Origin of the sequence: Bradyrhizobium sp. SZCCHNR3119 (assembly GCF_032487775.1) — a bacterium.
Lineage (GTDB): Bacteria > Pseudomonadota > Alphaproteobacteria > Rhizobiales > Xanthobacteraceae > Bradyrhizobium.
Genome location: NZ_JAUEUV010000001.1, coordinates 1727228 through 1741923 on the forward strand (window position 1 = coordinate 1727228; position 14696 = coordinate 1741923).

The 14696-nt window shown below is 62.3% G+C and carries 7 protein-coding genes; all 7 read right to left on the minus strand.

Annotated elements, in window-relative coordinates; all coding sequences use genetic code 11:
- Positions 1-162: 162 nt before the first annotated feature.
- Entirely contained in the window at positions 163-1221 is a 1059-nt protein-coding gene (locus tag QX034_RS08260; RefSeq protein WP_316196057.1) for a toprim domain-containing protein, read from the minus strand.
- A complete protein-coding gene (locus QX034_RS08265; RefSeq protein WP_316195275.1) occupies positions 1221-5546 on the minus strand; it encodes a strawberry notch-like NTP hydrolase domain-containing protein in 4326 nt (1441 codons plus the stop codon). Before QX034_RS08265 ends, QX034_RS08260 begins: the two co-directional genes overlap by 1 nt.
- Before the next feature lie 194 nt (positions 5547-5740).
- On the minus strand, positions 5741-7864 hold the full coding sequence (locus QX034_RS08270) for a ParB/RepB/Spo0J family partition protein (RefSeq protein WP_316195277.1): 2124 nt from the start codon (positions 7862-7864) through the stop codon (positions 5741-5743).
- Between the two features lie 166 nt (positions 7865-8030).
- On the minus strand, positions 8031-9224 hold the full coding sequence (locus QX034_RS08275) for a DUF932 domain-containing protein (protein ID WP_316195279.1): 1194 nt from the start codon (positions 9222-9224) through the stop codon (positions 8031-8033).
- 514 nt (positions 9225-9738) lie between these two features.
- A complete protein-coding gene (locus QX034_RS08280; RefSeq protein WP_316195280.1) occupies positions 9739-10854 on the minus strand; it encodes a metallo-hydrolase/oxidoreductase in 1116 nt (371 codons plus the stop codon).
- A gap of 257 nt (positions 10855-11111) precedes the next feature.
- On the minus strand, positions 11112-12185 hold the full coding sequence (locus QX034_RS08285; protein WP_316195282.1) for a hypothetical protein: 1074 nt from the start codon (positions 12183-12185) through the stop codon (positions 11112-11114).
- A gap of 165 nt (positions 12186-12350) precedes the next feature.
- A complete protein-coding gene (locus QX034_RS08290; protein WP_316195284.1) occupies positions 12351-14690 on the minus strand; it encodes a S8 family peptidase in 2340 nt (779 codons plus the stop codon).
- Positions 14691-14696 lie beyond the last annotated feature (6 nt).

Below are 14696 nucleotides of genomic sequence, written 5' to 3' on the forward strand. Positions count from 1 at the left end.
TGTCGCGTGGGGTGGCAAGGGCCGGCGGAAAATAGCCGCCCCTCAGCCATTGCCGGCCCGAGGCGCCTGCCGTCCGATCGCCCTCTAGAAGGCCGTGGTCGCGGCTCTCCGGCATTGGGCCGCCGCGACCAAGCCGTCGACGCCGAGAGAGGCCGCTCGTGCCTATCGGACGGCGTCAGCCGGCGGCAGAAAGCGCACGATGTCCTCCGGGACGAGTTGAACCATGATCGATGCGCGAAGGGCATCGAGTCCGAAGGTGTGCAGATCCTCGTTGAAGTCGCCCAACCGCGGGGACAACGCGATCGCTTCAATACCGGCATCTTTTGCGCGCTGGATCAGGACTGTTTGCACCATATCGCCGGCGGCGTCGGCATCGCGAGCAATATAGAGCCGAAGCAAATTCGACGGCAGCGCCATGGCTGCGAGGTGATTGGCCGACAGTGCGGCGGCCATCGGCAAGGTCGGAAGCACGTAACGTAGCGACAGCATGGTCTCGATGCCTTCGCCAGCTGCGAGCACGTCATCCGCCATGCCGAAGCGAACCGCATTGCCGAGAAGATCACCCATCGCACGGCGGGGCGTATCGATCGGCGCCTTGCCCAACCGATGAGGATCGAAGCCATCGGGGTCGAGCCAAGTACGGTGTACGCCCGTGATCGTCCCATCGAGATCCGTCACGCGAGCAATCATCGCCGGCCAGATCTCTGGCGTATCCTGGTTGGGCGGATGATAGTAGCAACGCGGCTGATAACGCAGACTGCCGCCGTGATGCACATCATCAATGCCGCGACGGCGCAGATATAGCTGCACGAGAGTACTCTCGATCGGATGCGATATCGCAAAGAGCCGCCTTGCCGCCTCGCGCGATCCACGCTGCACCGCTGGGAGAGCGACTTTGGGCGCGACCTCCCGGTTCGGACGCGGCAGTTTCAGGAATCGCCTCGCTTCCTCAGCAACTTCACGGAAATTGCTAAAACCGCAGCGCTCCCGGATAATATCCAACAGGTCGCCGTGCTCGCCCGTCGCAGCGTCGGTCCATTTGCCTGCCGGGCCCTTTGGAGATTCGTACAGCCGCACAAACAGAGAGCGACCCGGAGTGTTCTGGACGTCGCCAACCAGCCAGTACCGTCCCTCGCGCTTGCCATTGGAAAGGTAGTGACGGCATACCGCCTCGGCCTCACGCGCGAGACGGCGTGCCAGTTCGGAAGCATCGCGGGGCATCATGCGGCCTCCCGCTCACTGATGCGCGCAACCGGATAGTGATCAAGCACTTTCGACAGGCTCTCGATGCCGCTTTCGTCCGTTGGCACGAACATGCGCAGCTTCCACGAGATGATCTCGGCGAAGAGCCCGTAGGTGCGAAGTCGATCGCGCATCGTGTCGGTGAAGCCAGCGAGCTCGATACGGTATGCGCCCATGACCCGAACGCGGCGCAGTTGCAGGCCTTCTGCGAGCTCGAGGACCGTTCGGCCCTCGATCAGAGCGGCAAAGGCAAGGTCCGATGCCAGCTTGGGCGCGTCGCCCTCAAGGACGCTCGCGACCCAGGTGGCGGAAACCTTGCGACCGATGACTCTTTCGCCGGCATCGGTCTGAAGGCGGTAGACCCGCGTCGACTCATTCGGCAGCCGCTTCCAGATCGGCAGCAGCAAGCCCGCCACGATATGGATCGTGCTTTCTGAGAATTCAGGGATGTCTGCGAGCTCCGCCCGCCAGGCTGCGGAGAAGCGTTCGCGGTCGGCTTCGACCCAATGGCTTTCCGCCATCGTCTTCAAGGGAACGCTGTGCTGCTCCATCGGGCGGATCAGCCGAACGCGGGTTTCGATCTCACCATCGTCGAGCATGAAGTTCGGCGCCGGTACCTGCACGGCGGACCGACCCGACCGTTCATTGATCAGCGGGACGGCACGATGATCGGAAAGCCGTCCGAGAGCATCATCCAGGCTCAAAGGACGATTGCGCTCGCGCTGGGTAATCGTGAGAAGCCTGGTCTCGGCACCGGTCGCTGGATGAACGTAAATCGCGCGACGACCAGTCACCACAAAGCTTTCGGCGCGAAGCGTTTCCAGCCCCACGTCGTAGGTGCCGGACGCAATAGCGCCCTCGATGCGGGCCGACAGTAGCTGCTCGAATGCCGTGAAGAGAATGTTCTGCAGCTCGATCGTGAGGGCGAGCAGCCTGTTGAGAAACGTCGTGATGGGCGGAAGCTCGTCCTTCAGCCCATTGGAGTCCACCAGCTTCAGCCCAGTGGCGTCTTCAAACGTCTCGAGCGAGCAGCCCTCGACCTTGCCCCGCGCAAGCAGCATGTAGAGCTGGCGCAGCGCATCACGACCATACTGGCTTTCGAGATTGTCTTCGGGCCGGAAAAGGCCCTGCCCGCCCGTCTGGCGCTGACCGCGGGTGATGGCGCCTAATGTGTCGAGCCGGCGAGCGATGGTGGAGAGGAAACGCTTCTCCGCCTTCACGTCAGTAGCGATCGGTCGAAACAGCGGCGGCTGCGCCTGGTTGGTCCGGTTGGTGCGGCCGAGCCCTTGGATGGCGGCATCCGCTTTCCATCCGGGCTCGAGCAGATAGTGAACCCGCAAGCGGCGATTCCGTGCCGATAATTCGGCATGGTAGCTCCTGCCGGTGCCGCCGGCGTCGGAGAACACGAGGATGCGCTTGGCGTCATCCATGAACGCCGCGGTCTCGGCGAGGTTCGCCGACGCGGCACGACTCTCGACAACAAGGCGACTGCCCCTGCGGATGACACGGCGGGAGCGGCCGGTGACTTCGGCGACCATCTCCGTCCCAAACCGCTGGACGATTTGATCGAGTGCGCCGGGCACCGGTGACAGCGATGCGAGCTTTTCGACGAGGCGGTCACGTCGTGCGACAGCTTCGCGGCTCTCGACCGGCTGGCCGTCGCGATAGACCGGCCTGGAACAGAGGTTGCCCTCCGAGTCGGTAAATGGCTCGTAGAGTTGGACCGGGAAGGAATGGGCGAGATAGTCGAGCACATACTCGCGTGGCGTAATATCAACCTGAACGTCGCCCCACTCTTCGGTCGGGATCTCGGCAAGCCGGCGCTCCATCAGCGCTTCCCCGGTCGAGACGATCTGGATGACGGCGGCATGGCCGGCGTCGAGATCGCACTCGATCGAGCGGATCAAGGATGGCGTCTTCATCGAGGTCAGCAGGTGCCCGAAGAAGCGCTGCTTGGCGCTTTCAAAGGCGGATCGTGCGGCGGATTTTGCCTGGGCGTTCAGGGTACCGGTTGCGCCGGTGATGTTGGCGGCCCGCATGGCTGCGTCGAGGTTGTTATGGATGATGCCGAATGCATCTGCATAGGCGTCGTAGATGCGGACCTGCTCGGGCGTGAGCTGGTGTTCGACCAGCTCGTATTCGACGCTCTCGTAGGAGAGCGAGCGCGCGGCGTAGAGGCCGAGCGCCTTGAGGTCTCGCGCCAACACCTCCATGGCGGCGACACCGCCCGCCTCGATCGCCTCGACGAATTCGGCTCGGGTGGCAAACGGGAAATCGGCACCACCCCAAAATCCGAGGCGCTGGGCGTAGGCGAGGTTATGAACCGTGGTGGCGCCGGTCGCCGAGACATAGACGACGCGGGCATTTGGCAAGGCATGCTGGAGCCGTAGGCCCGCGCGCCCCTGCTGAGAGGCCGCCTGATCACCGCGCTCGCCTTTCCCACCCGCTGCGCTTTGCATGGCGTGGCTCTCGTCGAAGACGATGACTCCGTCGAAATCGGAGCCCAACCATTCGACGATCTGCGCAACGCGCGAAAGCTTCTCTCCGCGCTCGTCGGTCCGCAGCGTAGCGTAGGTGGTAAATAGGACACCTTCCCCAAGCCGGATCGGCGTGCCCTGCCGGAAACGCGAAAGCGGCGTGACCAGCAGGCGCTCCATGCCGAGCGCCGACCAGTCGCGCTGCGCATCCTCGATCAGCTTGTCGGATTTGCTGATCCAGACCGCACGACGGCGCCCCTTGAGCCAGTTGTCGAGCAGGATACCAGCGACTTGGCGCCCCTTACCCGCGCCGGTGCCGTCGCCTAAGAACCAGCCGCGGCGAAAACGAACAGCATTCTCCGAGTCATCACGCGCGGCTGCAACGACGTCAAATGTCGCATCGACCGTCCATGAACCGCTAAGAAACTCCGAATGCGCTTCGCCAGCATAGATGACGCTCTCGAGCTGCGCATCCGATAGGATACCGTCAGCTACGACGTTGGCTGGTAGGTGCGGTCGGTACAACGGCTTTGGCGGGGCCACCGAAGCCATTGCTGCTGATTGCACAAGCTTGGTCGGATGCGCCTGCGCGCCGGGTATGCGGATCGATTGAAGCGCATAGGCCTCATACAGCGTGTCGCTGATCTGGCTCGCATCCGTGGGCGCCCGATCGACTGGCTCGTAGGCGACTTCGGTCGCCACGGGCTCGATCGTCGGCGCCGCCGCTGGCTGACGCTGGCCGGCGTAGGCGCGCACGGTTCGAGAGGGGCTGGCAATTGCCGGCACCGTCGATGCCGCTTTGCCGACAAGTGGGTGCCGTGCTGGCACTTGCTGTGTGACCCAGGCGAGCAGCGTCGGCAGGTCAGGTGCACGCCCAGGGAACGGCGGGAATGACGCAACGTTGTCGACCGGCACTCTATCGATGACGGTCAGACGGGTGTCGATGGTGGTGCCGTGCTTAGCATAGACCGCGCCGTCGATCGCCGCCGAGAATACGACCCGGCCCAGTTCCTGCAGCCACTTGAAGGACTCAGTCCACACCGGGTCGCCAGGTGCCAAGTCGGCGCCTGTAATGGCGACCAGCCGCCCGCCTTCGGGGAGACGCGCGAGCGCTGAGGCGACATGCCGTAGCGCTGCATCGGCCATCTTTCGATCAACATGAACCGCGGCCGAGAATGGCGGGTTCATCAGCACAACACTCGGCACTATGCCGGAGTCGAGATGGTCGTTGATGTGGGCAGCATCAAACTGGGTCGTGGCAACGCCGGGAAAGAGCTGGCCGAGAATACCCGCGCGGCCGTCGGCAAACTCGTTGAGAACAAGGGATGCCCCGGCCAGTTCAGCTGGGATGGCAAGAAGGCCCGTGCCGGCTGATGGTTCCAGCACGACGTCCGCCGGAGTGATTGCGGCTGCGACACCGGCGACGAATGCCAACCCTATCGGTGTCGAGAACTGTTGGAGCGCTTGGCTTTCCTCGGACCTGCGCGTGTGGGTGGGAAGGAGATTTGTGATCCTCGCCAACATCGGCAGCATGGCGGCAGGCGACGTGGCCTTGGCGCGCATGGCGACGCCATACCGGCGCAAGAACAGGACGGTCGCCGCCTCGCAGGCGTCATAGGCGGTCTTCCAATTCCAGGCACCACTCGTATCGGAGGCGCCAAACGCTGCTTCCATGGCGGAGCGTAGAGCGGTGGCGTCGATGCGGCGGCTGCGCTCGAGGTCGTTGCAGAGCTGTCGTGCAGCCCTGACAACTGCGGAGGTAGCAACCGCGGTGGCACGCATGGAGGCCGGCGCGGCGCTGGCGCCGCCGAGGAGAGATTCGGTCATGGGAGGATTTCTCTGGGAGAGCGGGAATGGGCTGAACCGCCCGGCGCTCTCTCAAGACCGTGGCGACTCAAACCCTTCCCGGCCTGGCTCTTCCTCTAGAGTCCTCGCCAACAAAAATGGGGGCCGACGCCGCACGCCGGTCCCCATCCGCTGCCATGAAGGCGGGACCAACGGAGCCGTCCCGCGTCACGATGCTATTCGGCGGCATCAAGTTCTTGCGGCCGGTCCTCATCGGCCGCGGGCTCGCGCTCCTCATCATGGGAGAGGAATTCAGGCAGCGGTCCCGCTTCACTCTCCTGCTCGACCGGCTCTGAGGCAGTTTCAACCAGGCGCAGCGGCTCCGGCAGCCAGCCGGAGCCATCGAGCAGACGCTCGGCCTCCTTGGCCATATCGCCCTTCTTCAGATGGCGGATGAGTTGAGCCGACGGCTCGCCCCTTGCTTCCCGAACCGCCTCGAGAATACGGGGCTTGGTGACACGGCCAAGATAGTTGTCGACCGTGGGCTTCCAGCCGACCTGGACCATGTCGAGCCCGACGGCGCGAGCCAGCACATCGGCCTGGTCAAGACGCGAGCGGACGCCGTGGGCGGAGACCCGTCCCATGTTGTAGCGGTTTGTGGGTTCATAGACGGCGTTGACGGCAAACGACGCACAGTGGGCGAAGAGGGACGCCTGAGCCGTGCCGTCGAGGGCGGTGAGCGCGTCCCAGAGGTCCTTCTCCTCCTTGGGCAATCGTGCTTTCCAGGACTGATGCCGCGCCTCGATGGCTTTCGCCGACGCGCTTTCCCTTAAGCCAGGAGCAGAAGCGGGAAACGTCGGTGTACGAAGTCCGATCTCAAGACAGCTCCCGGAGCTAGCGAACCGGTAAAAGGCCGTCAGCACGAAGTTGTGCAACACGGCCTGGAAAGCGATCGCGGGGCATTCTGCCAGGGCGTCACGCAATGCCAGCGTACGGTGCGCCGTCAGTTCAGTGATGAGGCGGTCCGGGAGCGGACGCGCGGCATCCTCGTCATCATCCTCGGTATCGGTGGCAGTCCCTGCAACAGAGATGGCGGTTCGTTGCACGCCGGGACCACCGGATTCTTGGCCATCGCTCGACGATGTATCGACGCCCTGCCCGACGGCCGGATCTTCTCGTGGCGCTTCATCCTCGGGGCGGACATAACCGCGGTCCACGGAGAGCCGTCCTTCAGAATCAATGCTGATGAAGACGCCGGCTCGGGCGATGTCAACGGGATCATAGATGATCGAGCGCTCTTCGAACGCCATCAGGGCAGCTTCGATTTCGCCAAGACGCTGATCGACGTCGTCAGGCAGTTCGTCCGCGTCCTGATAGTCGAGCTCCAGCTTGGCCTGCTCGGCATTGAGCGCATCGATGGTCGCCTGCTCTTCGGCGGTAAGATCGGCAGGTTTGCCCTCCAGTTCGCGCAGGCCCGTAGCGTGACCGTAGGGAAACTCCAGGGCGACGGATATCCATTTCCAGCCTTCCCTGGCGATCGTCTCAGCCTCTGCCGTCAGTTTCTCGGTGACGAGACGATCAACCAAGGCGACATCTTGAAGCCAGCCGCCGTCGTCGTGCTCGAACAAATCTCGCATGACACCGCCACCCGCTTGCTCGTATGCGTGAAGTCCGACGAAGCGCGCACGGCGATCGGATGCGCGGACGGTCGCTTCCGTCAACATGCGCCGGATCTGGTAGGGCTCATCATAGCCCGAGCGGCTCACGTTTTCCCAGACTTGCTCCTGCCTCGGGTGATCGGCAGTCACGGAAAAGGCGATGAGCTGCTCGAGGGTCATGCCGTCCTCGGCATAGACCTCGTGCAGCTTCGGCGAGACTGACGCCAGCCGCAGCCGTTGCTTGACAATCGCCGGCGTCACGAAGTGTCGCGCGGCGATGTCCTCCTCGCTCAGCCCGGCGTCGCTCAAGGCCTTGAATGCTCGGAACTGGTCGAGCGGATGCAGACCGACCCGCTCGTCGTTTTCCGCAAGCGAATCATCTTCGGCGATACCGCCCTCTCGCACGACGCAAGGAACAGCCTGCGTCCTGGACATGCGCTTCTGCTTCACAAGAAGCTCGAGGGCGCGATAACGCCTGCCGCCGGCCGGCACCTCGAACATGCCGGTCTCGTTGCCTTCGCCATCGACAACGGCCCGAACGTTCAGGCTTTGCAGCAGAGTGCGCTGCGCGATGCTTTCGGCGAGCTGCTCGATCGAAACGCCAGCCTTTACGCGGCGCACGTTGGACTGGCTCAGGACCAGCTTGTTGAACGGAATGTCGCGCGAGGGCGACAGCATAATCTTCTGAACGGCCTTTGCCATGTCAGTTTCTCCGAGAACGGGCGGCCGAGACCTGCTCTCGACCTCCAACCCATTCAAGGAGCGAAGCGCCGCCCTCTTGCTCTAAGAGGGCAGCGCCAAGTAGGGACAAACTGGAAGCGTAAAGAAAGAAGCCCAGGCACGAAAGATCGTCCTGGCTTGGCCGGGCTCAGGCGACGCGGTCCAAGAGCTTCTTCGCCTTTGCCTCCATGTCGAGGCGAGCATCCTGATGCGGCTTGTCGCGCGCGACGGCCGTGATGCCCTGCACGAAATCGAAGATGCTTTCAGGCGGGCGGCCCTCCTCCGCCAGCACCGTTTCTATTACCTTGGCTGTCTCGGCTTTGGAGAAGCCGCGGCGACGCAGAAATTCGGTCCGATCCTGGTCGCTATACGCCACGACCCGCTCGCGCGCGGCCTTGATGCCCTTGACGAAGGGCATGGGCGACGAATTGGCAAAATTCAGTAGCGCTGGGGCCGCTTCGTGAGCAAAGCGGGAGGCGGCGTATTTGGAATGACGAATGATGATCTCCTCGAAATCTTCCACGCCCCACAGGTTCCGATTTTGGCAGACTGCGCGGAGATAGAAGCTCGCCATGCCAAGGGTCTTTGCCCCGACCTCCGAATTCCAGCAATAGAAACCGCGGAAATAAAGATCGGGCGAGCCGTCCGGCAGACGGCCAGCTTCGATCGGATTCAGGTCATCGACCAGGAAAAGGAAAACATCTCTGTCTGACGCATAGAGGGTCGTCGTGTCCTTGGAGACGTCGACACGGGGATTGTAGATCCCGTTCGCCCAGTCGAGCACCCCCGGCACCTTCCAACGTGTGTCACCTGTGCCATTGCCGGCGATGCGCTGAACGGCCTCGACGAGTTCATGGTCAAAGATCCGGCCATAGTCCGGGCTGGTCACGGCACGAAGCTCAACGCGGTCATCGTCGGTCTTGAGCGTCTTGATTTGTTCGGCGCGATTGGCGGTCAGGCCATGTTGCAGGTTGATACCCGCGAGTGCCGCGGGGAGTTGCCGAAGGTACGCGGCGGGAGCGCCGACCTGGCTTGCAAGCTGGCCGAAGCTCCAGTGGGTTGGCGCGACTGGCGTGTCCGAGCCGGGCAGCATCAGGGCCAACCGCTCAGGATCGCTGCGGCTCGCCTCGACTTGAATGAGCGCACTTTCGACCACGCGCGTGCGGCTGCGGTCCGTGCGATCACGCACCGTGCTTGCCAGTTCGTCGAGCGACAGATAGCGCTGATCGGCCGGACGGGAAAACCACTCGGAGGATACCCGGCCGACGCGCTCGCCGCGGCTCACGTCCACCCTGTAACCGCCGCTGGCGTCACGCCGGGCATCAAGAATCTGCATGTTCATGGGAGCAATCTCCATGACGGGCGCCGGAAGACTCTCCTCCGGCCCACGACCCGTCATGAGCAGCTCGGCCTGCACTCTTCCTCTCGCTTGACGTTGCCTCAGCGTCCATCACGGGTACGAAGCGATCAAGGGCAGCCGCAAAAATCCGCGTCAGGGATGGAGCCCGAAGGGTGAAAACCCGGCGTAAGCCGGGGCTTCAGCGAAGCCGACAGCCCGGTCCCGAAGGGGAGACGCCCGTTCTTAAATCGCGCGAGCGTTTGCCCTGGTCACGCCAGAAGACTCTGGTTTAGTTTCGCCAATAGTCCGTTGGCGATCTCGGCAAGCGAGGCGTCGAGATATCGCCGGGATCGTTCAGCGTGATCGAGCCGTTGGGATGAAAGGGATCTGCGATCTCCGCAACAACACGGCCGCCTTCCAAACGCCCTACCGCGCTCACGGCACTGAATGACAGCCACTTAGATTGCAAATCAGCGTCGTTCTCACTCTTCACGCTGCAGAGCCTCGCTTCAAGATTTCAATCGACGATGCGATTTCCTCGATTGGCAATACCCCTGCGACCCGCCGTGGTCACACACCTCGTCCAGCCGGCCTTTGCATGCTTTTGCAAGGCCTCCGGGTGGGGATGCCTGTAGACGTAGCGGCATCCATAAGAAATCAGAAGCGTACAATCCCGGCTGTTCGGCGTTGGTACGGTAGCCACCCCCGCGCTAAAGCGCTGGCCATGATGGGTGGCGACTAGGTGATCGACAGCTTTTGCATTGGCGTGCACGAGATGAACATAGTCCGCATCGCCGGTCAGCAAGGCGGATCGTCCACTTGCGAGCGTAACAAGCACCGTCAGCCCGCTGTCATTAAGATCGCCGGCAGGCCCCCTGCTCTGTACCAACTCGCCAAAAGGAAAGCGAAGTCGTGCAGTAACCGACCGCACCAGCAGATTGCCTTTTCCCAAAAGGATTCGCGGCAGCCTCGCGGCGCCAGGTCCAAGCGGCTGATTGGGGACAATCCACGGGCACCCGAGCAAATGAGGGAGGTGAAAGGCCCCGTGAAGATGATCCCAGTCCCAATGCGAGAGAATGACCGGCGGTTTCTCCCTCCAATCGATGTCGAAATCGGCCGGAAACATGTGACGATTGAAGGATATCGGAAATCCAACATCGAAATGCAGGATGGCGCAGCCGGCACTGTCGCATAGCGTGATGAAACTGGCCTGACCGACGTCCCTCACCAGCACGGATGCCGGCCGTACGACGCGTTTGAGGATTGTTGATATTTCGCTGCGTCTCGCTGGCTTCGGCAACGCCGCGCAAGCGCTGGCAAGCGAGCTCGGTAACACCGGTCGCGGGGCAACGGCGGCGCCAAGAGGCTGGGCCCGCGATCGCCGCCCCGGGGTATGATCTGGCCCATCGAGTCGCTGCGCATAGGTCATCGAACCGCGCGCATGTGTTGAGTAGCCATTGGCCTCCAGTTGCGAGTGCCAGGTTGGCGGACCAGTGACGCCAGGCTCGATTTCGATATAAAACCAATCGCCCGGTACTGGTGTTGAGCCTGCGAAGTCGGCAAATCGGGGCGGCGTCGTCACCACGCGCAACAACGCGAATGGCTTCGTCTGTTCAGCCCGGAAGCCCTCCAAAAGCTGCGCTCCAACGCCGTCGACATAGTCGGCGTCACTGCAATCAAATTCGAAGGATGCGCGACGGTGCGGGCTCGTGCTCGAAGAATCGACCCGAGAGACACGGGCGTACAATCCCCTGCGAGGAAATTCTGTTGGGGTATCGAAGAATTAAAAAAAGAAAGCAGCCTCCCGCGATCCGAATCATGCGCAGCGCCCCCACGCAACCGCGAGCATGCGCGCTCAGCTAAATAGTGGCGCGAGCGCGGCGATCCAGGCTATTCGTAAGGCAATTCGCCGAACAGACCGATCATAAGGTCGCCATCGAGTTGCGCGAACGGAACATCAACGTACTGATCGGGATGCCGCGGTTTGGCTCTTCCGTCATTCGGTCCATTCCTGGTGTGCCCGCGCACCTGCTCGCCGTTTTCCTTAATATAGGGCAAAATGACCAATCGGCCGTGGTTGATCGAGCGGATTGTGCCTTCCTTCCACAAGGTGCTTCCCTCCGACTCTTTGGTGGACGTGGTCTGTTTGACCTGCCAACCGATGCCTCCGTCCTCTTCGTACCAGAAGACGATGCCGTTCGAGACCAGCACCTTTTGACCATTGACCAACGCTTCCGCCAGCAAACGCTGCACGCTTGCGAGTTGCAGCAGCTGGTTCGCGCGGGGCAACAAGATCTGACGAATCTTGGCCTTGGTCTTTCCCCAATGGTCGTCGGCGCTGTAGCCAAAGCCGTTGGCGATTCGTGCTCGCACGGCCTTTGCCGCGGATCGTTCACCGGCGACGTAAGGCTTGGACCATTTATTGTCATGCGAGAGGTAAAGAATGGAACGGTGCCAACTGCGATTCGTCTCCCGGACCGTCACTATCACGACCCTCAGATAGGGCATGTCTGAAAGCTGTTCGCTCAATTGCTGACGGAAAGCGGCCGATTCCGCAGGCAGCGCGATTGCGGAAGGGTCCGGTCGCGGATCATTGGCGTGCCGGCGGCGTGCCTCGGCGAGCATAAGCTCCTCTTCGTCGCGAAGGCGTTCTTTGGATTGCAAGTTCTTCGCGACTTTAAGCTGGAGCGAACGTTTCCTCTCGGCGTCCATCTCGCGCGCTGCGAGCGCGTCGTGGAGCGTCTGATTGAGCTTGGCGGCGGCCGATAGTGCGGTCTCGCGATCTGGATAGACGTCGCCGCGCACGTGTCCATTCTCGGTCGGCACCCTGCGGTCACGCCAGATGGGAGCCTTCTCGCCCTGCTCTACCAGTTCCTGCATCAGCCAGTTATCGAACAGCGGGCGATAGTGCGGCCATACCGCCAGGGGGGTATCAAAATCTCGGGCGTTGTCTCCCCATTTCATCGCATACCCTCAAAATCGATCAGCTATAGTTTGCCCGGCTCGGTCGGGTCTACGACACGGCGTTGGTGGAAGTGAAGCGTGGCCCGGAGAAATAGGATCGAGCCGACGTCCGTGTCGAATTAGGATCCGTGACGGAAGCAGCGAGCAACTCATTCCACTCGCTGTTCAACTTTGGAGCCGGACACGAGCGCGCAACCGCTCATACAATTGCACTTCTGCTTGATGGATCAACTCCACCACGATTGCAAAGCGTTGTTGCGTTTCGAACGTTCCCGCCCAACCACTATCGCAACGCACGACTAGATAATAATTGTCGCCATAGGCTTCGGTGCCACGCGTAAACGTTACGCTGGCAGTTTGCAGAGTTCCGCGTTCACGGTCGCGCGGGCCCGGCTTCAGGTCGCAGTCGAAACGATTGTCGATATCCGGCTGACGCCCCTCTTCTTGGGTTCTCCGTCGGAAGTGCTCGAAGATCAGATCGGGACCGCATCCTCGCACGAGACGAAAACTCATGCCAATTCCGGCATAGTCGGCGCGGGTGTGACGAACTGGAGGATCGAAGGCAAGCGTCACGCGGATGCTGCGACGACCGCCGCTCTGGAACAGCTCGGGAATCGGCAATTGATAGACCGCAAAGTGGTCGAGCGCCAATTCATCCTCCGCGTACAGCACGACGCGATGATCATCCGAATATGCTGCTCGCGCCGAATCGACGGCGCCATGCCCGCAGATTGCACGCATCGCACCGTCACCGAGGGTTTGAAGCCTGAGCAGGGCCTCATCCGGGATGCTCGCCGCGCCTGCGAGCAGCGCACGGACGAGGTTTGCAGATGCGTTGGGAAAGCGCGCAAGAATCTGAGCGGCTTTGTGGGCAACGCGAGGGGCGGCATAGGACGTGCCGGAGCCCGCTGTAAATAAGCGGTCAAGAAAGAGATGATGGAGGGTGAGAACACCGGCCGTCGGCAAGTCTTCGCCCAGCCGCAGCCGCCCTACTGCGGGATCGAATACCATTGTGCCACCGACATCGACTAGATCCGGCTTGATGGAACCGCCGATGCCGGGCCCTATCCTCGTAAAGGGCGCAGGCTCGAACGCACGCGTAATGGGTCGGATATGAACGTGCTCGACAAGGTCGGGCCCAAGACCCTCGCCGTGCGCCAACGCGCCGACCGTGAGAACGTTCATGGCGCCCGCAGGCTCACACAGACGGTTGGCCGGCTCGAGCAGATAGCCGGGATACTCTGTGACGGCTTGTTCCAGGCGGTTGCCGCTGCGGGGCGCGCGATTGCCGGCCGACACGATGATAACGGAATCGAGTTCGCGCGCGAGTTCGTCGAGCGTCGCGGCCCAGGGCCCAACCTTGCCTCCATCATAGGTGCGCTTGGGATCACCGAGCGCGACGACAAAGAGCCGACAACCGAAACGCTGATTGAGAGCGGTCAGGGCTTCGCGCATCTGGGAGGGAACAAGACGACGCTCGTCGAACTGACCACGTTCGTTCACGACCTTGGCCGAAGCAATGCGCCCCACCCGTACCAGCGCGCCAGCAGCAATCTGATCGCGCAGATCGCCAAATAGCGACACACCGGCAACGCGCGTGCCGTGTCCCCAATCGTCGGCCGTGCCGAGTCTTTCCGGCACGCCGATCGCACCGACGATGGCGCCCGCCAGCAACGGATGATCGTTGACGCCGCTGTCGATAATACCAATGACTGGCGCGTCGTTGCCAAGGTCGTCCATCTCCGGCAAATCGGCGATCGTCAGCTCAAACGCCTCGCCGGTGGCAACATCAGGTTCAGGCGGCAGATCGACATCAGCAACGTCTTCGACCGTGAGAAGCGTTTGTATCGTGCTGCCCGACATGCGCGCGCGCAGCATCGTAATCGACGGGCCAACATAGCGGTCAAGCACTTCGCCTCCCCGCGCATCAATGTAATCGGCGATTTGCTCAAGCTTTCGAGTGCGGAGTTCGCGCCGGCCAATGTCCCATAGCTCGAGATCGAGGACGAATATTCGGTCCGCACCGAAGTCCTCGGGCACCGTCAGGCCGTCTTCGCGCAATCGGAGCCCAATACGGTCGCGGGGCTCAACGGCGCCGATCTCTTCGATGCGGGTGATGAAGCCGTTGTAGGATGGGGCAGCTTGTCCTGGCGGTGTTCCCTGCGCATAGGCTTGCAGCCGATCACGGAAACCCTGCAGATCGTCATTCGATGCGAAGAGAATCAGGGTTTTGTCTTCATCGCTGGCGAGAAGTGTCAGTCCAAGCCGCTCCCAGTCTTCCTCCATCGTCATTCCGGTCATGCGAACGCGCAGAATGAGCGACGGGTCGATGAACTCCGGACGGCGACGGCGTTGCTGCACTGCGATCGCGGTGTCGAGCTCGGCACGAAGCTTGCGGCTATGTCCGCTGACGTCTCGTTGAGGGGCAGCGCCTCCTCCCCCATGCTTCCGCCGTTCGAGACGCTCGGGAAGCCGCAGGAGCTGGAGGTGGTCGTAGCGCGGCACGCCGGA

Coding starts and splice junctions, on each gene's coding strand:
- QX034_RS08275 (WP_316195279.1), bottom strand. CDS start 9,224: ATGAACATGCAGATTCTTGATGCCCGGCGTGACGCCAGCGGCGGTTAC.
- QX034_RS08260 (WP_316196057.1), bottom strand. CDS start 1,221: ATGCCCCGCGATGCTTCCGAACTGGCACGCCGTCTCGCGCGTGAGGCC.
- QX034_RS08265 (WP_316195275.1), bottom strand. CDS start 5,546: ATGACCGAATCTCTCCTCGGCGGCGCCAGCGCCGCGCCGGCCTCCATG.
- QX034_RS08270 (WP_316195277.1), bottom strand. CDS start 7,864: ATGGCAAAGGCCGTTCAGAAGATTATGCTGTCGCCCTCGCGCGACATT.
- QX034_RS08285 (WP_316195282.1), bottom strand. CDS start 12,185: ATGAAATGGGGAGACAACGCCCGAGATTTTGATACCCCCCTGGCGGTA.